Raw genomic sequence first — 20,440 nt, forward strand, 5'->3', positions numbered from 1 at the left:
TCTCAATCACGTCGCTCTGGGCCCATGCTATTTGCCAAGATCCGATAGTAGATAAAGCGCCCTAATCACCCTCTTGGCTCACCACCAGCGACCAGCTCTTATCGGGATCGAACAGCTGGATCGCCTCAGCGGCCGTTGCCGTGTCTGCCCCCAGATCCTTTTGATAAACCCGCCCCTCGTGATTCACCATGAAGCTCATCACCCCGCTGTTGGCATAGTCGGCCGGCCAGGCGATCAGGGCGACACCGTCTCTTAATTGCCCTTCGACAAAGTACTCTTTGCTGCCCCCATTGGCTGCGGCTCCTTGGGCATACAAGATACGGTAGTAGTAGCCATGATAGGGAGTGCGTTGACCGACCACGGCCTTGTAGCCCTCTGCCGCGGCACTGACGACCTCCTCTCCGGCCGGGCTTGCTGGTTCACCCTCGGCCACAGGCCAATAGAGTCCATTTTGTTGCCCTGCATCACTGCGTAGTTTTGCCGCAAAGATCCCCGCTGTTTGGCCATCATGCCCCATGGTGGCGTACTCTATCTGCGCGTCGATAAAGCCACGGCACACCGCAATCGCCCCCAACTCATTCCGACCGATGCGGCGATAGGCGATCTCTTTGGCGCCTGCTGCGCCATCGAGATACCACTTGCCATCTGCGGCCACGAGGGGGATGGGCAGTGGCCATTCCGACTCCCCCACGACCAGCAGCATTTTATCCTTACCTTCGGCCACCAATTGGTGCTTGCTCTTGAAGCTCGCGACGAAGGCGGTGCGATCATTGGCATCGGCCACCTCATCCCCCGAGGTGATGGCCTCCTCACTATTTTCGCCGAGCAACAGCGTCAGTGCGGTGACATCGTTCCTGTCCAGGGCCGTGATCAGGGCCTGTACCGCCTCATCCGGGGTGGCGAAGGTGCGCGGTGCCATGGCGCTTGCATTGCTGGCAACGGTCAGGGCCAGCAGGGCCAACCCCCATGAGGGGGCCCAACTCCATTTCAACAAACGCTTCATTATCGCGTACTCCGTCTGGGTTGAGTGTTGCGCCCGGCATGAGCGCTACTAGCCACACTTTCGCGCCCACGTTGGCTGGCGGCGCGCTCGGTTCTGCCCGTATTATGCACCCCTTGGAAGGCACTCCTTGAGGTGGAGGCCGCAGGTGCTCTGCGTGTTGCAGTCTGCGCCGTGCTCTTGTGGTGAATGGCGCGTGCTTGGACATAGCCGCGATCACGGGCTCCTGCGGTCTGTGGCGTGATTTGCTGCCGCTTGACCTTGTCTCCTGCATAGCTGCCCTGGCGCGGCGTGCGCTGGACCACATTCGCCTCCCTACTCACCTGTCTAGCGTCGCGCGTCGCCTTGGCACTTTCGCTGTTGAGCTGGCGGTTGGCTCCCGCATAGGTGCCCTTGGGCGCGGTTACGCGGGCCTCCCTGTTCACCTCATTGACTACGCGGGGTGCGCCAGCGTATTCGCTTTTAGGTTGGCGATTGGCCCCCGCATAACTCCCCTTCGGTGTGGCATCCCGTGCCGCGTTATTCAGCGAGCGTGGCGCCAGGGTAGCCAACTCAGCACGCTGGGGACGCGCCGCCGTGATGGGGCTGTCGGCTTGGCGCAGGTAGTTATTGGGGCCGCGCTCAAACTTGTTGAAGTAATCGTCCCCCTTGGTGTTGATATAAATATTGTTGTTAGAGCCCCGCTGATAGTTGACCGGACGGTTGTACCCGCTGGCGGGACGGAATCCATTGCCATAGTTGGGGTTATAACGATAGGGAGCGTAACCGCCGGGATAATCGGATCCCCACCGCGGGTAATAATAATCGCCCTCATCATCGTCGTTGAAGACCTCGTTGACCAACATGCCCGCACCAAAGGCGAGCAAGCCCGTCACGACCATATCACCACGGTCGTATTCATCATCGTTGTCGTCCACCACTGTCGTGGTCGTTGTCGCAGGCACGGTCGTGGTGGTGGTTGCTGTGGTCACCGGTGCTGGTGCTGGCCCGGCAGCTGGCGCGCTATAGACGGCGGTTGGGTCGTATTGCGGGACGTAAACGACGTCAGGGTTGGCAGGTGCAATGGTGACGATCTGCTGATTGTTCTGTTCATCCTTGGCCACTTTCATCTGTTCTGAGTCTTTCAGGTTGCCCACCTCCAGCGCCTGTTGGCGCAGGCGCTGAACGGCTGCCAGCACGCCCGGCTCATCGGCCAGGAAGGCACTGCCCAGCTCTGTCGTCCACTCCATCTTCAAGCACATCATGTCCATGACGGTTGGGAAGTGCATCAGCGACATGGTGGGCGGCGTAAAGCCCAGCGGCGCAATGGCGGTGGTCAGCTCTTTCTCCTTGAGATCGGGGTGGGCGACCAGCCAGTTGCCGGCATCGAGCACCTCTTGCGGATTGGTGGCGCTGGCTAGCACCTGAGCCAATACCGCATCCGGGTAAAGCGCTACGGGGGCAAGCAGAGTCTCGAGCGCCTCCGGGGTATATTTCGATGCTGGCGTGTTAATAGGCTGAGGCTGCGCTTGCGGTGCGATCGCAGCGCTGGCTGCGCTGGCCACGCTGGGCTGGACATTTTGCGTGACAGCAGGCGACTCCTCCTTGCAGGCAGCCAATACCGTGCTGAGGGCGATCAGGGCCGCCAACGCGCTACGGCGAAATAGGGGTTGCTTCATTACCTTGTTTCCTTCTGCTGGAGTGGCTGATGCGCCTCTTGCCTGATGATTTCCACACATGTTGTATCTCAATGCATTCAATGCGGGCGTTTCATACCGAAAACATAAACCACGAATCGAGATCACACCCAACACCGGCTGGAAAGGCGTGAAAAATTCGTATGCTCCTGTCTCACTCTACGCCTGAACACCTTAACCTGACCAAAATCAGATGGACACGAGAAGTGAAGGGCGATGGGATACCGCCTTCGAGGGTGATCGAGATTCAATCAATGCACGTTGGGATGGAGATGATCTAGGCGCAGCACAGTTGGACACCGATGCGGCGCAAATGGCTGGACAGGCTGGTCAAGGCACTGCGGCATGAAGTGATGGTGGATCGTCACTTCGTCAACGAGCGCTTCAGCGACGACGGCGAATCCAAGCGACTCGATCAGCTACTCGAACCGCCGGGGGTAATAACAAGCTCACGGGTTTCGCGAACGGCGCCTTATTCGATGCCGGGTGGCGGGGCGTTGTCGGCGGAGGCCTGGCTCTGCACCGATCTCTTCTTGTGCTTGCGGACCCGCATATAGTTGCGGCGCACCCCGTAGGAGATGAGCAATCCCGCCAGCAGCATCACCAGCAGCATCAGCCGCTGTTTCTCCTGATTGACCTTGAGCTGGTTGTCTTGCTTGGCCAGCATCTGCTGCTCTTCCAGGGTGATCCTCAGGTAGCCGAGGGTCTTGTCACCGTCGAGGATCTCCTCGACATAGGGCAAGCGCCCCTTGCCCTGCTTGGGTTGCGTCGCATTATCCGTGCCTATGGGGAGCAGGCTGTCGATAGGCAGGGCTTGGTCCGATTGGGCCAGTGGCACGCCACGAGCATCATAGAGGGTGACATCAAGGATCTCGGGGGATTGCGCCAGCTCCTCGGCGAGGCGCTCCAGTTCGTTCTCGTTGTCCTCCTTCAGCCAGCGGCGCATGTCGCGGCTGGCATAGTTGACCAGAGCCTGGGCCCGGGTGCGGGCCTCGTCATGCAGGGCAGCCTGGCTGGCACTTTGCATGTGGATCAGCAGTGCCAGGACCCAGGCGCCGAGGGCGATACCGGCGCCGAGACTCAGCAGACGTTTGACTGGCATATGACGCAAGGGGCTCTCCTGATTGCGGGTGCTGGCGGGATCTTGGCGCTTGCCTGTATAAAAAGCAATACGCTACTCTGGCCCGCACTGCTTATGTCCCCGACATCCAAGGAAGGTTTTTTGCTCATGTTGTTGTCCCACTTACCTCAAGCCCCCACCGATTGGGCAGCCCAGCTTGCCTCTTTTCCCCTGTGGGAACTGCGTCTCGATAGCCTGGTTGGCACTCGCCATCCCTTGACGGGGGGCTGGCTGGTACTGTTCGGCCATGATCTTGGCGCCCGCCACCTGCAGCAACTGGCGCCCCTGCTGGCCCTGGAGGGAGTGCCTGCCTGCCTCTATCCTGTGACCCGGATTGCCGGTGTGCCTTTGTTGCTGATCGGTACCGACAGCTTCTCCACCGCCCTGGCCGACGTCATCCGGCAGGAAGCCTGGACCATAGACATCTGTCATCTGGAAGCCTTGCCGACCTTGAGCGAACCGGGCCTGCTGGTGATGGACATGGACTCCACCGCCATACAGATGGAGTGCATCGACGAGATTGCCCGCCTGGCCGGGGTGGGGGAGCAGGTGGCTGCGGTGACCGCTGCCGCCATGCAGGGCAAGCTGGAGTTTGTCGACAGCCTGCGCAGCCGGGTGGCGCTGCTGGCTGGCGCCCCGGTCAGCATACTGGATGAGGTCGCCGTGAACATGCCCTGGATGCCGGGGCTCAAACTGATGGTCGATACCCTCAAGCAGGCGGGTTGGACCCTGGCCATCGCATCGGGCGGCTTTACCCGCTTCGCCGGCGAGTTGCAAGGGGCTCTGGGTCTGGACGCGATTTTCGCCAACGAGCTGGAGGTCGCGAATGGTCATCTGACCGGTCAGGTAGCCGGAGCCATTGTGGATGCGCAGGCCAAGGCCCGGGTGCTCAGCCAGCTCGCCACCGAACGCGGTATCGCCACGGCCCAGACGGTGGCGGTGGGGGATGGCGCCAACGATCTCAAGATGATGGCGGTCGCCGGACTCGGCATTGCCATCCACGCCAAGCCTCTGGTGCGTGCCCAGGCGAGCGCCAGCCTGGATCATCACGACCTGGAGGGGGTCATCTGCCTGCTGGGGGCTCGCGCCTGCGCCACGACACGCTGGGATGGCTGAGTCCACACCAGGGAGGATGTCATGATGGAACTGCTGCAAGACTCTCATTACGTCGCTTGCGGGGCGCACAGCCTGCACCTGCGCCAGATAGGCTCCACGCTGGTTAGCCAGGCCGAGCCTGTGCTCATGGTCCATGGGGCCATCGAGAATGGTCGCATCTTCTATACCGAATCGGGCAAGGGGCTGGCTTGCTTCCTGGCCCGGCACGGTTATCAGGTCTATGTGGCCGATTTGCGAGGCCGTGGCCAGAGTGAGCCCAGTATCGCCAAGGTGCAGGATCATGGTCAGCATGAACTGATCACCGAAGATCTGCCCACCCTGCAGGCCTGGATAGCGGCCCGTCACCCCGGTCACAAGGTGCACTGGGTGGCGCACTCCTGGGGTGGGGTCTTGATGGCCTCGACCCTGGTGCGGTTTCCCGACTTGGCCGCGGGGATAGCCAGCCTGCTGTTCTTTGGCAGCAAGCGCGGAGTCTCGGTGCAGAACCCCGAACGCTGGTTGAAGGTGGATCTTTTCTGGAACAGGCTTGCGCCCTGGCTGGCGCGCAGTCGTGGTTTTCTGGCTGCACGGCGCTTGAAGATAGGTGCCGACGATGAGCCGCTGCGCTACCTGGAGGAGACGATCCCCTGGGTCAAGTGCGGCCCCTGGCAGGATCCTTATGATGGCTTTGCCTATGATGAGGCCGCCGAGCGGGTCCCTTGGCCGCCGCTCTGGCTCATCTCGGCCAAGGCGGATCGGGTGCTGGGTCATCCCGAGGATGTGCATCGTTTCGGCGCTGAACTGGGCGTCCGAGCCCGGCCCCGTCATACTCGCCTTGGCCGGGACAGGGGAAATCGGCTCGATTACGACCACATCAACATGTTGACGGCGCCCCAGGCCATCGACGATCACTTCCCCGAGATCCTCCGCTGGCTGAGTCACCCGGCGGCCAGCTAAGTGGCGTACGTGAATTGACAGAAGATATCCCAAGGACCACCTGACAAGACGCGGATCAGCCAGCTGATCCGCGTCTTGTTATCTCATCATCGAAAGCGGGCCACCTGCCCCGGCTCCCTCACGGCTTGGCGGGTTCCAGCCCCAGGCGCAGCAGGGTTGCCTGGGTGGTATCGGTCAGCTCGCCGACTCCGACCACGCTCCACAGCTCGTCCTCCAGCCGCTTGGCTTTATGAATGGCGAACTTGGCGATGTAGTCCAGCTCGCTGGCGATGAAGTTGGTGTCCGGTCGGCCGGTGCGCGACAGCCCCATCTGCACCGAGTAGAACTCTCCCTTGAGCCTGGCATGGCGAATAAAGTCCCGCTTGGCCCCAATGTCGACCAGGGTGCTGGCCGCCACACTGTGGAACTGGGGGGCGCCATTGGCCAGCCGCTGCCAGCTGATATAGATCTCGACCTCCCTGGGCAAATCTTCCCGCGCCATGGCGCGCAGGGGATCCAGCATCAGCTGGCGCAGCAGATCGCCCTGGAGCAGGGGGTAGAGATTGCCCTGCTCGGGGGCCTCTGCGCAGGCTTGCAGCAGGCGAGCCAGGGAGCGGGGCCGAGGGGCCAGCGCCAGGGTCGCGGGTTTGATGCTGTTTTTGCCCTTGTTGATATAGATGGGGTTGCTGAACACGTGGTGGCTGTAAATGTTGCGCAGGGCCCGGGCCAGGCCACGATACCGACGCAGCCCCTGTGCGGTTTTCAGCTTGGTGCGGTTGCTCTCGATCAGCAGGCTGAAAAACTGGCGACCACTGTGGCGCTCGGGTTCCCCCTCGATGCAGAGGTGCAGCACAGTACGGCTCTGATTGAGGTTGACCAGCCGATAGCGCAGGGTCTGCAGATCCAGGTTCTTGGTGAGGGGTTGCAGCCTGGGCAGGGAGACAGTGACCAGATCACCCTTGCTGCCGGGGAAGGGGCTCTCCAGCTCGACTTGCATGCCGTGGGCCGAGATATCGCGGGTCCAGCCGACACAGGCTTGCTCGTCCAGGCGCAGGGCGACCGCAGTCTTGTGCAGGTAGCGAGCCTCGCGCCTGAGCTGGACATAGTGCAGGGTCTCCACCTCGAAGAGGGCCGGGTTTGGCTCGTGGCCGAAGCGCTGTAAGGCATTGGCATTGTGTTGATGTTGGGGTTGAGCCAGGTATTCATCCCGCACCGGTTCGCTCGGGATCTCCTGTAATAGCCCGACATAGCCGAGCCGCTCTAACCGGGTGCGCAGCAGCTTGTCCTGGCTCAGGGGGATCTCCTGGGTCGGCAGGCTACTGATGTCGGCCTCGGTCAGGGTGCAGGGGTCGAGGGAGAATTTGTAAACCCGGAAGCTGGGCCTCTTGGCCGCCACTTGAAAGAAGAGGTCACGCAGCCCGCTTTCGGCCAGCTCCTCGGCGGTGGCGGAGAAGAAATAGAGGTGGCTGCGCACCGCGTGGGTGAAGCTGTAGATCAGGGTCTCGCGGCACTCATCGCCACTGGGCAGCAGAGCGTTCAGACGACGGGGGGGAAACAGGCCCGCCAGGGTCCCTTGGTTCTTCTCGTCGCGCCAATATTCGAGCAGGTGCAGGTTGTTCTCGCTCTTGAGCACCACCTCGAGCCGTGGCGCCTCACCGGGACTCTGTTTGCTGAAGAAGAGCGGCAAGCCGCTCATCCGGGGCAGGAAGAACTGCTCGTAACCCTTGATGATGGCCGCCGACAGCAGGTGATCCACGCTGACTCTATAACGGCCCTTGTTGCTCTCAATGAAGCGAGCCAGGTACTCATCGAAGCGCGCATTATCCCCCTCGCGGATCAGCCGCAGCCAATATCTGTCATCACGGCTCTCCTGACCCAGGATGCGATAACCCACCCCTTTGGCGAGGCTGGGGTGGGGGGACTCCTTGTCCAGGCCATGGAAAAACACCTGGACCTTGTCCCCAGATTCGAAGCGCGGCAGATAGGGCACCGAGACCCGGATGCCGCCGATGGAGAGATCCGAGCTCTTGGCATTGACTCGCTCACCGCTGACCAACGCCAGTTCCAGGGGGGAGCTGAAGTGCATCCTGTCCTGGCTGCGTCCGACGTAGCTGGCGAAGGTGATGAGGTTGACATCGAGTTGGCGCAGCTGACCCGGCTGATGCTGGCTCGGGGGCAGGCTCCGGTTGTGGGCCCTGCGCTGCCACGCCTGCATCGCCTCATAGACCCCCAGGGTGTAGCGATCCCGGTAGAGATAGCAGTGGGACTGGAACTGGGCGATGGCCTCATCGGGCATGAAGTGGGTAACCCCGGCAAACTCGAATACCCGGCAGGCCTGCGGCCAGTCGGGGCGCATGTCGAGCACCCGGCGACTGTCGGCGCCGCGTCGGTTGAGTTCCATCTTCAGGAGAAAGCGGGTATTGCTGCTCTGTTCGGCGGTGAGACGCAAGAAGATCTCTTCAAAATCGGCTTCCCGCTGCAGGGTAATGAGTTGATCGATGAGCGGTTGTTGTTCGGCTAGGTCCATGTGTTCCTGCTACGGAAAGTCAATTTTCCGGTTCCGGGTTTGATCTGTCGGGCTGAACCGAGTATATCAAGCAGGCATTCATCCTGTCCCCGAGTTATCCATGGCCAAAAATAAAACAGCTTACGTCTGCTCCGAGTGTGGCGCCGCTTTCAGCCGCTGGCAGGGCCAGTGCGGCGAGTGCAAGGAGTGGAACACCATCACAGAGGTGCGTCTTGGCACCGCGACCCCGGGCGCAGGGGCTCGCTACGGCGGCTATGCCGGTGCCATCGGCAGCAAGGTACAGACCCTGGCCGAGATCGCCACCACCGAGATCCCCCGTTTCAGTACAGGTTTCAAGGAGCTGGATCGGGTGTTGGGGAGCGGCGTGGTGCCGGGATCGGCGGTATTGATCGGCGGCAGCCCCGGAGCGGGCAAGTCGACCCTGCTGCTGCAAGTCATGTGCGGGCTGGCCGAGCGGATGAAGACCCTCTATGTGACCGGGGAAGAGTCCCTGCAGCAGGTCGCGATGCGGGCCAGTCGCCTGGGCTTGCCCACCGACAAGCTGCGCATGTTGTCGGAGACCAGCGTCGAGCAGATCTGCCTCATCGCCCAGCAGGAGCAGCCCCAGTTGATGGTCATCGACTCCATCCAGGTGATGCATGTGGCGGACGTGCAATCCGCGCCCGGCTCGGTCTCCCAGGTGCGCGAATCCGCAGCCCTGCTGACCCGCTACGCCAAGCAGAATCACGTGGCCATCTTCATGGTGGGTCATGTCACCAAAGATGGCACTCTGGCGGGTCCCAAGGTGCTCGAACACTGCATCGACTGCTCCATCATGCTCGATGGTGGCCACGACTCGCGTTTTCGCACCCTGCGCTCCCACAAGAACCGCTTCGGTGCCGTCAATGAACTCGGGGTGTTCGCCATGACGGGGCAGGGGATGAAGGAGGTGAGCAACCCTTCCGCCATCTTCCTGAGTCGGGGTGAGGAGCAGGCACCTGGCTCTATCGTCATGGTGATCTGGGAGGGCACAAGGCCGCTGCTGGTGGAGCTGCAGGCGCTGGTGGATTACTCCCAGCTCTCCAACCCGCGCCGGGTGGCCGTGGGCATGGATCACAACCGTCTCGCCATGCTGCTGGCGGTGTTGCACCGTCATGGCGGTTTGCAGATGGCGGATCAGGACGTCTTCATCAACGTGGTGGGCGGCGTCAAGGTCGAGGAGACCAGTGCGGATCTGGCCCTGCTACTGGCCATGGTGTCGAGTTTTCGCGATCAGGCTCTCCCCAAGGATCTGGTGGTGTTCGGCGAGGTGGGGCTCTCTGGGGAAATTCGTCCGGTACCCTCGGGTCAGGAGCGGTTGCAAGAGGCGGTCAAACACGGTTTTCGCCGCGCCATAGTGCCCTTTGCCAATGCGCCCAAGCACCCTATCGAGGGGATGGAAGTGGTGCCGGTCAAGAAGCTGGCGGATGCGCTGGAGGCGCTCTGAGCGAGAGTGGGGCGATGAAAAAAGGGCGCAGGCGCCCTTTTTTCATCTGAATGGCGGGTGATTGATCCCAGCGGCGCGAGACGCCGGTCAGGGGTGGGGATGCGCGAGGTGCTCGGCCAGCAACTGCTCCAGCTCTCGATGGAGCAGGGCTTCGTCTCCCACATTGAGTTCGATCATGCGCTTGAGGTGGCTGGCGCTGTCGATGTCGATATGGTGGCAGTAAAAGCCGAGGCGATGGTCATCCTCATGACTCAGTTCGACTTCCATGGTCAGCATGATGTCACTGTCGGCCAAGGTAAAACTGAGTCGATAGTCTAGATCCTCGCCGGGATGCCAGACGCTGGGACGTTCCAGCAAGGCCCCCTGCAGGGAGACATCGACCAACTGGGTCGTCCAAGTCTGTGAGCCCTGACTCAGGCTGGCCTGGGCCGCATAGAGTACGCGTGAGAAGCGGCGACGCTCTGTCATTATCAATTCCTGCCTTGTGGTATCCCGCGCCTGAGTGTAATCCAGTCAACCTCTCTTGAATTTGCGCTGGCTCCGATATTGCGACTCAATCGGGTTGAGAGCTCAGAGTTTCGACCACCTGCAGGGCGGAGATCAACCTGTCTTCGTACTTGAACCTGTCTTCCAGTACCGGTCCCAGCTTGTTGAGATCCTCATCCAGACTCAGGAGCTGGGCTTCGTCGGCATCGCTGTATTTGTCGTTGAACTCGAGGGCAAATTCGGTGCAGCTGCGAATATGAGGGTAGATTCGTTTGGCTAGCTCCAGGCTGTCGCCACTGGCTTGCTCGAAGGCGTTGACCACATGGTGATAAATCTCGAAGTGGCCGGCACTGACATAGTCGACGAGCTGTTCGCAAAATTGCTGCAGTTCGGGACAACCGGGCAGGCAGCGCTGCTGTTTGCTGCGTGAAGGGCTGAGCCCGGCAAGACGGATATATTCAACCAGCAGGGCCTGCCTCGCCTCGAGCCAGTCATCGATCGCCTTGTGCTTTCCTGCCAGCGCGTCTTTGGTCTTTTCCAGTTCAGTTAACATAGTCCCTCCATGGGGCATTAGCTGGGAGCACTCTGGCTCCGGCCTCCTGAGTGACGACAGCAACGGCCATCAGGAAAGTAGATCTAAGCTCAACCTCAATGTAAGGATATTGTTACCTCATCCGGGGGGACTGTGACAAGCACCTTCCATGGTCTGCTCATCTTTGGTGCTGCTGTGGTCAGAATAAGCCGTACCCTGGCTGGATCTGTGACTTTTTTCGCACTTCTTGATGAAAAGCCCAGCATTTGAGTCCGCCGTCTGGATAAAGCCTTTGCCTGAGTCTTTTTTTTTGCATAGAGTGACCAAGTGCTAAATGCCCGATCATAAAGGAAATGTTATGAACAAAGCTCAACTTGTCGATGCAATTGCCGCCAAAGCGGATCTGAGCAAAGCTCAGGCTAAAGTGGCCCTGGAAGAGATCATCAACGGTATCACCCAGAGCCTGAAAGAAGGTGATGCAGTCCAGTTGGTAGGTTTTGGTACCTTCAAGGTGAACCATCGCGCTGGCCGTACCGGTCGCAACCCGCAAACCGGTAAAGAGATCCAGATTGCTGCCGCGAACGTGCCCTCCTTTGTGGCCGGCAAGGCGCTCAAAGACGCCGTCAAGTAATCTCCCAAAACCCGGCGCTCGCCGGGTTTTTTCTTCCCGCTGTCACCGCTTTTCGTTTCGGATACACTCAAGTTATACAGCTCGCTGTAGTGGAGGTAGACGATGGAACAGAAAAACGCCATTCGGCAGGTTGCCGTCCCCTGGGCTCCGTCCCGTCAACTTCCCCCGGGTCTTGTGGTTGCCGAACTGCATCAGGATATTTGGGGTGACTCCTTGACCGTGGTGCTGGGCCGCGCGCGCAGTATCGACTTGCCTCCTCTGATCCTGTGCCGCGTGCACTTTCGCCATATCCTGGCGGTGCGGGTGATGGAGGATTGCGATCTGGCGGAGGGGAAAGAGAGTCACAGCATCGAAGAGCAGATCCAGCTCATCACGCCGTCGCGCTTTGCCAGCTGGTTCCATCAGGAATCCGATGGCCTGCATCTGGATGATGACATTCAGCACTACCGTATCTCGACCTGGGACTACTGCGCCGATGTGCTCACCTCCCACTCCCCCGAGCTGCAGTTCGTCGATCCCGAGCCTTGATGGCAGGAGCATGATAGAAAAAGGGGCATCAACTGATGCCCCTTTTGTTGTCCGTCATCTGTGGCCAGCGGGTCAGTCCACGTAGAAGGTCTGCTGGAACTTGAGCGTTTCCTGCCGACCGTCCGCCATGATATTGATGGTGAACTGGTAGGTGTCTTCATTGCGATAAGGCAGCACGGCCAGATAGTAGATGGCATCCCCCTCCTTCACTTGCTGGAAGCTGAGGGTGCGAAGGGTGCCAGTCAGGTTCTTGGCCTCACCGGTCAGGCCCGCCGCCAGCGCCTTGCCGTTCTTGTCCTGCACCGCAATGTTGAGGATGCCGTTGTAACGGCTGCGCTCCAAGCCATAAGCCTTGGCGACCTCAGGAGTGAGGAAGCTGGAGTTGAAGGCGTTGTAGTGAACCTGCCAGGGACCGAGAGCCTGCATCTGCTCAGCTCGCAGCGGCAGCGTCATCAGGAGGGCCAACAGGCAAACCCATGCTGTTTTCATCGTGTCATCCTTCTCATCGAATTAGCGTGGAGCCGCAGGGATCAGCGCGGCTATCTCGGCCGGGATCTGCCTGGGCGCGTCGATCGCCACCGTCTTGTGGCGACCCAGTTCGCCCCGCAGCAGCCGTATCTGCCCCTTGGCGACCCTGAACTGCTTGGCCAGAAACTTGATGAGATGGGCATTGGCCTGTCCATCGACTGGCGGTGCCGTAATGGCCACCTTCAGCTCCTCACCATGCAGGCCCACTATCTGATCCCGGCTCGCCTTGGGTTGAATGACCAGGTGCAGCACCAGTGCATCATTCTGCCAGGCGACGGCAGGCATCAGATCATCCACCACAGCTGACCAAACAGATCCCCCAACAGATAGTTTACGGCCTGCAAGCCGATAAAGGCGACCAGGACGGAGAGATCCAGACCGCCGAGAGCCGGCAAGATGCGGCGAATGGGGGCGAGGAAGGGTTCGGTGAGCTGATGCATCACGTATTCGATGGGGTTGCGACCCTGGCTGACCCAGCTCAGGATGGCGCGGATCAACAGGATCCAGAAGATCATGGAGCCCGCTTTTTTCAACACGGTCAGCAGGGCGAACAGGCCGAGGGTCAACCAGTCGGCGACCATGACGTTCATGGCCTTGAGCAGGGCCAGCTTGGCGAAGGCTATCAGCAGAGCCAACACCACAGAGGCGAGATCCAGGCTACCCAGGCTCGGGATGAGGCGACGCATGGGTACCACCAGCGGGTTGGTCAGCTTGACCACCATCTGGCTCATGGGGTTGTAGAAATCGGCCCGCGCCCACTGCAACCAGACACGCAGCAGTACCACCATGAGGTAGAGATCGAAGACGGTGTTAATCAAAAAATAAGCAGTGTTCATCTGGACTCCTGATTTAGAAGAGGGTTTCCATCTCGGCGGCGCGGGTCACGGCAGCCTGCATGGCGTTGGCGGTGAGCGGCAGCAAGCCTTGCTCCTGGAAAGTGCGAATGGCCTCGGCCGTGGTGCCGCCCTTGCTGGTCACCTGTTCACGCAGGCTTTGCAGCGACAGCTGAGGATTTTGCTCTACCATGGCGGCGGCGCCAAGGGCAGTCTGCTGCACCAGCAAACGAGCCTGCTCCGGACTAAAGCCCATGACCTCGGCCTGTTCGGCAATGGCCTGCATAAACAGGAAGAAGTAGGCAGGGGCACTGCCAGCGGCGGCGATGACGCCATTGATGCCGGACTCTTGCTCGACCCAGAGGGTCTTGCCGACCGATTGCATCAACTGCTCGGCAAAGTGGCGATCCTCGGAGGCTATGGCGGCAGGGGCATAGAGGCCTGTCATGCCCAAGCCCAGTAGGGAGGGGGTGTTGGGCATGGTGCGGATGATGCGGTGATGACCGCCAGCCATCTCGCAGAGGCGATCGACCTTGATGCCGGCGGCAATGGAGATGAGCAGCTTGCCCTCCAATGAGCCCAATTCGCTGACCAGATTCGCCAGCATGGCAGCCATCAGCTGCGGCTTGACCGCCAGTACGATGACGTCGCTCATTCTGGCGACCTCGGCGTTATCCTGGCTGACACCGATACCAAATTGCTGGACCAGCGCATCGAGCTTGGGACGGCTGGGGTTGGCGGCCAGGATCCTGTCTGTCGGATAACCCGATTGATGAAGGCCGGCTATGATGCTGCGGCTCATGTTACCCGCCCCGATGAAGGCGATGGTTCTGTGTTGCATCAAGCTCTCCTGCTGATGATGTCTGTGGGCCTGACGCAGCAATGAGCCCCATTTTTCAGGTGACCAGGCGTCAGGCTCTCCGGTGAATGATGTTCCAGGGCGCCTGTCAGGGGTAGTCGCGGGCACCGAAGATGGCGGTGCCGACCCGGACCATGGTGCTGCCGTGCAAGATGGCGAGCGCCAGATCTTCTGTCATGCCCATCGAGAGGGTATCGACTGTGGGATATTGTTGCGCAAGCCGGGTGAACAGAGCCTGCATGCGCAGCATCTGTTGTGCCAAGACGGCGTGATCCTGAGTGTGCTGCGGTATGGCCATCAGACCGCGCAACACCAGGCGTTCGGATTGATTGACCAACTGGGCCAGCCGGAAAATCTCTTGTTCCGAAGTACCGGATTTGCTGCTCTCTCCGCTAATATTGATTTGCAGACAGATATTTAGCGGCGCAAGCTGCGCCGGTCTCTGCCGAGAGAGCCGCTCGATCAGCTTGTCTCGATCGACGCTTTGCACCCAATCGAATCGCTCTGCCACCTGCTTGGACTTGTTCGACTGCAAGGGGCCGATAAAGTGCCATTCTATATCGGCATAGCCCGCCTGGTCGCGCAGTGAGTCTATCTTGCTGCAAGCTTCCTGGGCATAGGATTCACCAAAACAGCGCTGTCCGGCACCATAGGCATCCTGGATGGCCGCGAGGGGTTTGGTCTTGCTGACCGCGAGCAGGCGGATCTGGTCAGGGTGCCGTCCGGCCGCGTCGGCGGCCAGCTGAATGCGTTTCCTGACCTGAATAAGCTGTTGGAAAATCTGGCTCATATTTCGTTAACGATCTTGTGATGGGAGAATGACAAGTCTATGGATATCACAGAGTTATTGGCCTTTAGTGTAAAACATAATGCCTCGGACCTACACCTCTCGGCCGGTGTGCCACCGATGATCAGGGTTGATGGCGAGGTGCGCAAGATCAATTTGCCAGCCCTGGATCAGCGGGAAGTGCACGCCCTTATCTATGACATCATGAACGACCATCAGCGCAAGGAACTGGAAGAGCATTTTGAGGTCGATTTCTCGTTTGAGGTACCCAACATGGCACGCTTCCGGGTCAACGCCTTCCAGCAATCCCGTGGCGCTGGCGCCGTGTTCCGCACCATCCCCAGCACGGTGTTGAGTCTGGAAGAGCTCGATGCCCCCGATATTTTCCAGAAGATTGCCGAATATCCACGGGGTCTGGTGCTGGTGACCGGGCCAACCGGCTCGGGCAAGTCCACCACCCTGGCGGCCATGGTCAATTACATCAACGAGAACTTCCATCACCATATCCTCACCATCGAGGATCCCATCGAATTCGTGCACGAAAACAAGCGCTGCCTGGTCAACCAGCGTGAGGTGCACAGGGACACCAAGAGTTTTTCCAATGCCCTGCGCTCAGCGCTGCGGGAGGATCCGGACATCATACTGGTGGGGGAGATGCGCGATCTGGAAACCATACGCCTCGCCATGACGGCGGCCGAGACCGGTCATCTGGTGTTCGGCACCCTGCACACCTCCTCGGCGGCCAAAACCATAGACCGCATCATCGATGTCTTCCCCGGTGCGGAGAAAGACATGGTGCGATCCATGCTGTCCGAGTCACTGCGAGCCGTTATCTCCCAGACGCTGCTCAAGCGCATTGGGGGCGGACGGGTCGCTGCCCACGAAATCATGCTGGGGATACCGGCGGTGCGTAACCTTATCCGTGAAGACAAGGTGGCCCAGCTCTACTCCGTTATCCAGACAGGGATGGTGCACGGCATGCAGACCATGGATCAGAGCCTCAAGCAGCTGGTGGGGCGCGGGACAGTGGCCTCCCTGGATGCCAAGGCCAAGGCGGTGGATCCCAATTCTATCTAGGAGCGCTTATGAAACTCGAGATGTTGTTGGTACAGCTGGTCGAGCGACAAGGCTCGGATTTGTTCATCACAGTGGGCAGTCGCCCCATGGTCAAGGTAGACGGTCACCTGCACCCCCTCGAAGATAGGGTGTTCGATGAGGAGCAGGTGCTTGCCTTGATCCGGGAGACCCTGAGCCCGGAACATCTCGCGCATTTCATGGCGACCCAGGAGGCAAACTACGCCATTCACCGACCTGAGCTGGGGCGATTTCGGGTCAGCGCCTTCTGGCAGCAGGCCCTGCCGGGCATGGTGCTGCGCCGTATCGAGACCCGGATCCCGACGTTTGAGGAGCTGGGCTTGCCCGATATCCTGAAAGAGATCGGCATGGCCAAGCGGGGGCTGGTGTTGTTTGTCGGGGCGACGGGAACCGGGAAAACCACTACCCAGGCGGCCATGATTGGTTATCGCAACCAGCACAGCGATGGGCATATCCTGACGGTGGAGGATCCGGTGGAGTTCGTGCACCAGCATGGCCGCAGCCTCATCACCCAGCGGGAGGTGGGTATTGATACGGCCTCTTTCGATGCCGCCCTCAAGAGTTCCTTGCGTCAGGCACCGGACGTCATCCTCATCGGCGAGATCCGCAGTCAGGAGACCATGGAGTTCGCACTGCAATTTGCCGAGACGGGTCATCTCTGCCTCGCGACCCTGCATGCCAACAATGCCAATCAGGCCATAGATCGCATCCTGCATCTGGTGCCGCCCGAGAAGCATCGTCAACTGCTGTTCGATCTCTCCTTCAACCTGAGAGGCATCATTGCCCAACAGCTGTTGCCTGCCCTCGATGGCCAGCGGCGCTGCCCTGTGTTCGAGGTGATGCTCAATACTCCCATCATCACCGACATCATCCGCAAGGGAGAAGTGCATCGCCTCAAGGAGGTGATGACCAAATCGACCGAGCTGGGCATGCAGACCTTCGATCAGGGGCTCTTCCAGCTATTCATGGCAGGCCGTATCGGCCTCGCCGAGGCGTTGGCCCACGCGGATTCCGCCAATGACTTGCGCCTGCAGATCAAGTTATCGGGCAAGGATCCTCTGGATTCTGGTACGCTGGAGGGCGTAACCGTAGATGATTAGGGGCCAGGGGCCCCTCCCTTGAGATAGGATCGTTATGCTGATTGTGGTTTCCCCGGCCAAGACGCTGGATTTCGAGTCGCCGCTGGCGACCTCCCGCTTCACCCAACCCGAATTGCTGGATCACTCCGCCCATCTGATCGAGCGGGCCCGGCAGTTGAGCCCGGCTCAGATAGCCAGCCTGATGAAGATCAGCGACAAGCTCTCCGGCCTCAACGCCGCTCGCTTTGCCGAGTGGCAGCCGGACTTCACGCCGGCCAATGCTCGCCAGGCGATTCTGGCGTTCAAGGGGGATGTCTATACCGGGCTGGCCGCGGAGGATTTCGAGGAGGGGGATTTCACGTTCGCGCAGGCGCATTTGCGCATGCTGTCCGGTCTGTACGGCGTGCTGCGTCCTCTGGATCTGATGATGGCGTACCGCCTCGAGATGGGGATACGGCTCGACAACGAGCGCGGTAAAGATCTCTACCAGTTTTGGGGCGACATCATTACCAGGCAGCTCAATGGTGCGCTGGCGGCGCAGGGGGATAACGTGCTCATCAACTTGGCGTCTGATGAGTATTTCAAGTCGGTGCGTCCCAAGGTGCTCAGCGGCCAGATAGTGACTCCCGTCTTCAAGGATGAGAAGAATGGCCAGTTCAAGATCATCAGTTTCTATGCCAAGAAGGCACGGGGCATGATGGCCCGCTACATCATCAAGCACCGCCTGACCCGGGTCGAACAGCTGACCGGTTTTGACAGCAATGGTTACCGCTTCGTGGCGGAGGAGTCGGACGAACGCACCCTGATGTTTAAACGTTCGGAAAATTAATTGAATTAAGGGGGAACCAATCACCAGACCCCGGGTCTGAATATGTGAATCCTCTGTTGTAAGCACTTTTTATTGGCCGACGTTTATGCGTCGGCTTTTTTCTGCCTGTTCGCCACCCATTGCAGCATGTTCCTGACACTGCACCCGGCAAGACCCGGTTCCTCGGGGCACAGAAAAACAAACGGCCATCCGAAGATGGCCGTTGTGAGCGGGCGCCTGGTTACTTCTTTTTCTTCTTCGCCGACTTCTTCTTGGCATCCTTGGGTTTTTTCTTCTTCACCGGCACCCGAGCTTCTTTGTGCTTGGGACGCAGTTCGTCGATCACCCGGCGCTTGAGGCGCTCCTCTGTGTAGCGTTCAATCTTGGCGACGATGGCCATGTCATGGGCTTCCACCAGGCTGATGGCGCAACCACGGTTGCCGGCGCGGCCGGTACGGCCGATGCGGTGGACATAGACGTCGGTGCCGTAGGGCATGTCGTAGTTGATGACATGGCTGACGTTGGGCAAGTCGATGCCGCGGGCGGCGACGTCGGTGGCGATAAGGAAGGGGACTTCCCCTGCGTGGAACTTGCGGATCGACTCGATGCGCTTGCTCTGCTCCATCTCACCACGGATCCAGGCACAGGAGATGCCAGCCGCCTGCAACTGGCCGGAGAGTTCGGCCAGGCGCTCGCGGGTGCGCACGAAGACGATGGCCTTCTGGGTTTCGGGATCTTTCAGAATGTGGATCAGCAGCGCCAGCTTGTGGTTGGCGTCATCGGCCAGATGCACCCACTGGGTGATGGGACGGCGCTCGCTGCGCGGCGGCTCGGCATGCAGCTCGACCGGATCCTTGAGGATCTCGTTGGCAAACTTGGTGAGACCGGCCCCTTCCAGGGTGGCGGAGAAGAGCATGCTGTGTTTGCGATAGCGGGCCTCTTCGACGATGCGGTTCACATCCTTGATGAAGCCCATGTCCAGCATGCGATCCGCTTCATCGAGCACCAGTATCTCGATGTCGTGCCCCTCGAACTCTTCCCGCTCAATATATTCGAGCAGGCGTCCCGGAGTGGCGACCACGATGTCGGTGGTCTTGGTCAGGGCAGGCAGCTGCTCGTCATGACTGACGCCACCGATAATGGTCTCGACACTGATGTGAGTGTGCACGGCCAGGGCCTTGGCGTGAGCGGTGATCTGCAAGGCCAGCTCGCGGGTCGGGGTCAGGATAAGCATGCGGCAGGGGCCCGGCTTGCGGCGCGGGAAGTCGAGCAGATGCTGCAGGGCAGGCAACAGGAAGGCGGCAGTTTTGCCGGTGCCAGTCGGTGCCGAGGCCAGGATGTCACGACCCTCCAGTGCGGGTTCCAGCACCATCTGCTGAATGGTGGTTGGGCGGGTAAACCCCATCTCGGCCAGGGCCCGGTTGAGGGCGGGATTCAGGTCGAAATCATCAAAGGATTGGCTCATGGCAATGCTCGGTCATTAAGGAAACGGCAGATTATAGGCGATTATGTCGTCGTCTCCTATGGCTGGCGACGGGAACTGGCTATAATCGCCGACCCTTTTTACCCAGAGTGGGGGGCCATATGGGCCGAAGCCGCGGTTTTACCTTCAAACAGTTTCATATCGACCATGACCGCTGCGCCATGAAGGTGGGGACGGATGGTATTTTGCTCGGTGCCTGGGCGCCCCTCGATGGGGTGAAACGGGCACTGGATATCGGCAGCGGTAGCGGCCTCATCGCCCTGATGCTGGCCCAGCGCAGTGACCCTGATTGCGAGATAACCGGGGTGGAGCTCGACAAGGAGGCGGTCATTCAGGCACGGGAGAATGTGCTGGCTTCGCCCTGGTCCGCCCGGGTGCAGATGCAAGGGGGCGCCATACAGCAGCATGAGGCAGAGCCCTATGACCTCATCGTCTCCAATCCCCCCTATTTTGGCGCGGGTCAGCCTTTTGTGGATCCCGCCAGGGCCCAGGCGAGGCACAGAGGAGCACTCGATAGTCGGGACCTGCTTGATGCCTGCTCCCGTTTGCTGTCACCCCGGGGACGAGTCGCCATGGTGCTGCCGACGGCGTTTGCTGATGAAATAATATCCGTTTTGCCGAACTATGATCTGCATGAACTTTGTTATGTAGCTGTTATCACCAGGGAGGGAAAAGCGGCAAATCGTGTTTTACTGCAACTAAGCAGAGAATTAAACAGGTGTGAGCGGGGTGAGATTGTGATCCATTCTGCTGATGGCGGCTATTCCAACAGATATATCCAACTGACCGCCCCCTTCTATTTGAAGATGTAAATTTCGTCTTGAACTATTTTTTCACATCATTATGCTGACACTTAAATGAGCACCCGCGCCAGACCAGCTAAAACCACTGGTCATGCTGAAAAAACAAGCGGGGCTCCTTTTTTTTGCCCAGGAACAACCCAGGCAATGACCAATAAAAAACTATAACAAG

21 protein-coding genes are annotated in these 20,440 nt (G+C 59.8%); 9 read left to right on the forward strand and 12 right to left on the reverse strand.

Translation table 11 applies throughout. The features are described 5' to 3' along the window. Positions 1-61: 61 nt before the first annotated feature. The 3 genes from M2367_RS19030 to M2367_RS19040 all read right to left on the reverse strand — a co-directional run bounded on the left by M2367_RS19030 (position 62) and on the right by M2367_RS19040 (position 3,787). A complete protein-coding gene (locus tag M2367_RS19030; RefSeq protein ID WP_259237905.1) occupies positions 62-1,003 on the reverse strand; it encodes a DUF2950 domain-containing protein in 942 nt (313 codons plus the stop codon). Further along, the gene (locus M2367_RS19035; RefSeq protein WP_259237907.1) at positions 1,003-2,658 is read right to left on the reverse strand and encodes a DUF3300 domain-containing protein; all 1,656 of its coding nucleotides are present in this window, start codon (positions 2,656-2,658) and stop codon (positions 1,003-1,005) included. The genes M2367_RS19030 and M2367_RS19035 overlap by 1 nt, the downstream gene beginning before the upstream one ends. A 490-nt stretch (positions 2,659-3,148) precedes the next feature. Continuing rightward, entirely contained in the window at positions 3,149-3,787 is a 639-nt protein-coding gene (locus tag M2367_RS19040; protein WP_259237908.1) for a YtjB family periplasmic protein, read from the reverse strand. A 117-nt stretch (positions 3,788-3,904) separates the two neighbouring features. Between M2367_RS19040 and serB the strand changes: the two genes are divergently transcribed. Together serB and M2367_RS19050 are read left to right on the forward strand one after the other, a co-directional pair. Then, a complete protein-coding gene (serB, locus tag M2367_RS19045) occupies positions 3,905-4,912 on the forward strand; it encodes a phosphoserine phosphatase SerB (protein WP_259237909.1) in 1,008 nt (335 codons plus the stop codon). Between the two features lie 24 nt (positions 4,913-4,936). Next, on the forward strand, positions 4,937-5,848 hold the full coding sequence (locus tag M2367_RS19050; RefSeq protein ID WP_259237967.1) for an alpha/beta hydrolase: 912 nt from the start codon (positions 4,937-4,939) through the stop codon (positions 5,846-5,848). A 118-nt stretch (positions 5,849-5,966) separates the two neighbouring features. On the opposite strand, the gene M2367_RS19055 is transcribed toward M2367_RS19050, so the two are convergent. Beyond that, positions 5,967-8,354 (reverse strand): PilZ domain-containing protein, encoded by a 2,388-nt coding sequence (locus tag M2367_RS19055; RefSeq protein WP_259237910.1) that lies wholly within the window; start codon positions 8,352-8,354, stop codon positions 5,967-5,969. Between the two features lie 100 nt (positions 8,355-8,454). Between M2367_RS19055 and radA the strand changes: the two genes are divergently transcribed. Then, entirely contained in the window at positions 8,455-9,819 is a 1,365-nt protein-coding gene (gene radA, locus M2367_RS19060; protein ID WP_042041609.1) for a DNA repair protein RadA, read from the forward strand. Positions 9,820-9,906: 87 nt separating this feature from the next. On the opposite strand, the gene M2367_RS19065 is transcribed toward radA, so the two are convergent. Continuing rightward, positions 9,907-10,287, reverse strand: a complete 381-nt coding sequence (locus M2367_RS19065) for a PilZ domain-containing protein (protein WP_042041608.1) — start codon at positions 10,285-10,287, stop codon at positions 9,907-9,909. Between the two features lie 85 nt (positions 10,288-10,372). Beyond that, positions 10,373-10,858, reverse strand: a complete 486-nt coding sequence (locus M2367_RS19070) for an Rsd/AlgQ family anti-sigma factor (RefSeq protein WP_042041607.1) — start codon at positions 10,856-10,858, stop codon at positions 10,373-10,375. Positions 10,859-11,195: 337 nt separating this feature from the next. Between M2367_RS19070 and hupA the strand changes: the two genes are divergently transcribed. Together hupA and M2367_RS19080 are read left to right on the forward strand one after the other, a co-directional pair. Next, on the forward strand, positions 11,196-11,468 hold the full coding sequence (hupA, locus tag M2367_RS19075; protein WP_005305063.1) for a nucleoid-associated protein HU-alpha: 273 nt from the start codon (positions 11,196-11,198) through the stop codon (positions 11,466-11,468). A gap of 102 nt (positions 11,469-11,570) precedes the next feature. Next, on the forward strand, positions 11,571-11,996 hold the full coding sequence (locus M2367_RS19080) for a hypothetical protein (protein WP_042041606.1): 426 nt from the start codon (positions 11,571-11,573) through the stop codon (positions 11,994-11,996). A gap of 72 nt (positions 11,997-12,068) precedes the next feature. Here M2367_RS19080 and M2367_RS19085 read toward each other — a convergent pair whose 3' ends face one another. From M2367_RS19085 to M2367_RS19105, 5 genes are all read right to left on the reverse strand, one after another. Then, the gene (locus M2367_RS19085) at positions 12,069-12,485 is read right to left on the reverse strand and encodes a DUF4426 domain-containing protein (protein ID WP_042041605.1); all 417 of its coding nucleotides are present in this window, start codon (positions 12,483-12,485) and stop codon (positions 12,069-12,071) included. 21 nt (positions 12,486-12,506) lie between these two features. Further along, on the reverse strand, positions 12,507-12,809 hold the full coding sequence (gene yggU / locus M2367_RS19090) for a DUF167 family protein YggU (protein ID WP_259237916.1): 303 nt from the start codon (positions 12,807-12,809) through the stop codon (positions 12,507-12,509). Beyond that, positions 12,809-13,360: a YggT family protein gene (locus M2367_RS19095; protein WP_042041603.1), complete on the reverse strand. Its 552-nt coding sequence runs from the start codon at positions 13,358-13,360 to the stop codon at positions 12,809-12,811. The genes yggU and M2367_RS19095 overlap by 1 nt, the downstream gene beginning before the upstream one ends. Positions 13,361-13,373: 13 nt before the next feature. Next, positions 13,374-14,198 carry a pyrroline-5-carboxylate reductase gene (gene proC / locus M2367_RS19100; RefSeq protein ID WP_224432032.1) on the reverse strand — a complete coding sequence of 275 codons (825 nt, stop codon included), beginning with the start codon at positions 14,196-14,198 and terminating at the stop codon, positions 13,374-13,376. Between the two features lie 106 nt (positions 14,199-14,304). Beyond that, positions 14,305-15,006: a YggS family pyridoxal phosphate-dependent enzyme gene (locus tag M2367_RS19105; protein ID WP_042041600.1), complete on the reverse strand. Its 702-nt coding sequence runs from the start codon at positions 15,004-15,006 to the stop codon at positions 14,305-14,307. Positions 15,007-15,045: 39 nt separating this feature from the next. Between M2367_RS19105 and tapT the strand changes: the two genes are divergently transcribed. The 3 genes from tapT to yaaA are packed head-to-tail and all read left to right on the forward strand — an operon-like array spanning position 15,046 to position 18,006. Further along, positions 15,046-16,080, forward strand: coding sequence for a type IVa pilus ATPase TapT (gene tapT, locus M2367_RS19110; RefSeq protein ID WP_224432034.1), 1,035 nt, complete (start codon positions 15,046-15,048; stop codon positions 16,078-16,080). 8 nt (positions 16,081-16,088) lie between these two features. After that, complete coding sequence (locus tag M2367_RS19115) at positions 16,089-17,198, forward strand: PilT/PilU family type 4a pilus ATPase (RefSeq protein WP_259237923.1); 1,110 nt, start codon at positions 16,089-16,091, stop codon at positions 17,196-17,198. A 34-nt stretch (positions 17,199-17,232) separates the two neighbouring features. Further along, on the forward strand, positions 17,233-18,006 hold the full coding sequence (gene yaaA / locus M2367_RS19120) for a peroxide stress protein YaaA (RefSeq protein ID WP_259237924.1): 774 nt from the start codon (positions 17,233-17,235) through the stop codon (positions 18,004-18,006). Between the two features lie 220 nt (positions 18,007-18,226). Here yaaA and srmB read toward each other — a convergent pair whose 3' ends face one another. Beyond that, positions 18,227-19,450 (reverse strand): ATP-dependent RNA helicase SrmB, encoded by a 1,224-nt coding sequence (gene srmB, locus M2367_RS19125; protein WP_259237926.1) that lies wholly within the window; start codon positions 19,448-19,450, stop codon positions 18,227-18,229. Between the two features lie 119 nt (positions 19,451-19,569). Here srmB and M2367_RS19130 point away from each other — a divergent pair, with 119 nt between their 5' ends. Then, positions 19,570-20,280, forward strand: a complete 711-nt coding sequence (locus M2367_RS19130; protein ID WP_259237928.1) for a tRNA1(Val) (adenine(37)-N6)-methyltransferase — start codon at positions 19,570-19,572, stop codon at positions 20,278-20,280. Positions 20,281-20,440: the final 160 nt, after the last annotated feature.

This window comes from Aeromonas sp. BIGb0445, from assembly GCF_024809075.1.
In the GTDB taxonomy this organism is placed as follows: domain Bacteria; phylum Pseudomonadota; class Gammaproteobacteria; order Enterobacterales; family Aeromonadaceae; genus Aeromonas; species Aeromonas rivuli.

Bases quoted from the DNA above. Each gene is read 5' to 3' on its own strand.
- hupA (WP_005305063.1), top strand. From the start codon at position 11,196: ATGAACAAAGCTCAACTTGTCGATGCAATTGCCGCCAAAGCGGATCTG.
- M2367_RS19105 (WP_042041600.1), bottom strand. From the start codon at position 15,006: ATGAGCCAGATTTTCCAACAGCTTATTCAGGTCAGGAAACGCATTCAG.
- serB (WP_259237909.1), top strand. From the start codon at position 3,905: ATGTTGTTGTCCCACTTACCTCAAGCCCCCACCGATTGGGCAGCCCAG.
- M2367_RS19065 (WP_042041608.1), bottom strand. From the start codon at position 10,287: ATGACAGAGCGTCGCCGCTTCTCACGCGTACTCTATGCGGCCCAGGCC.
- M2367_RS19070 (WP_042041607.1), bottom strand. From the start codon at position 10,858: ATGTTAACTGAACTGGAAAAGACCAAAGACGCGCTGGCAGGAAAGCAC.
- M2367_RS19055 (WP_259237910.1), bottom strand. From the start codon at position 8,354: ATGGACCTAGCCGAACAACAACCGCTCATCGATCAACTCATTACCCTG.
- tapT (WP_224432034.1), top strand. From the start codon at position 15,046: ATGGATATCACAGAGTTATTGGCCTTTAGTGTAAAACATAATGCCTCG.
- yaaA (WP_259237924.1), top strand. From the start codon at position 17,233: ATGCTGATTGTGGTTTCCCCGGCCAAGACGCTGGATTTCGAGTCGCCG.
- M2367_RS19085 (WP_042041605.1), bottom strand. From the start codon at position 12,485: ATGAAAACAGCATGGGTTTGCCTGTTGGCCCTCCTGATGACGCTGCCG.
- M2367_RS19080 (WP_042041606.1), top strand. From the start codon at position 11,571: ATGGAACAGAAAAACGCCATTCGGCAGGTTGCCGTCCCCTGGGCTCCG.
- proC (WP_224432032.1), bottom strand. From the start codon at position 14,198: ATGCAACACAGAACCATCGCCTTCATCGGGGCGGGTAACATGAGCCGC.
- M2367_RS19095 (WP_042041603.1), bottom strand. From the start codon at position 13,360: ATGAACACTGCTTATTTTTTGATTAACACCGTCTTCGATCTCTACCTC.
- srmB (WP_259237926.1), bottom strand. From the start codon at position 19,450: ATGAGCCAATCCTTTGATGATTTCGACCTGAATCCCGCCCTCAACCGG.
- radA (WP_042041609.1), top strand. From the start codon at position 8,455: ATGGCCAAAAATAAAACAGCTTACGTCTGCTCCGAGTGTGGCGCCGCT.
- M2367_RS19030 (WP_259237905.1), bottom strand. From the start codon at position 1,003: ATGAAGCGTTTGTTGAAATGGAGTTGGGCCCCCTCATGGGGGTTGGCC.
- M2367_RS19050 (WP_259237967.1), top strand. From the start codon at position 4,937: ATGGAACTGCTGCAAGACTCTCATTACGTCGCTTGCGGGGCGCACAGC.
- M2367_RS19035 (WP_259237907.1), bottom strand. From the start codon at position 2,658: ATGAAGCAACCCCTATTTCGCCGTAGCGCGTTGGCGGCCCTGATCGCC.
- yggU (WP_259237916.1), bottom strand. From the start codon at position 12,809: ATGCCTGCCGTCGCCTGGCAGAATGATGCACTGGTGCTGCACCTGGTC.
- M2367_RS19130 (WP_259237928.1), top strand. From the start codon at position 19,570: ATGGGCCGAAGCCGCGGTTTTACCTTCAAACAGTTTCATATCGACCAT.
- M2367_RS19115 (WP_259237923.1), top strand. From the start codon at position 16,089: ATGAAACTCGAGATGTTGTTGGTACAGCTGGTCGAGCGACAAGGCTCG.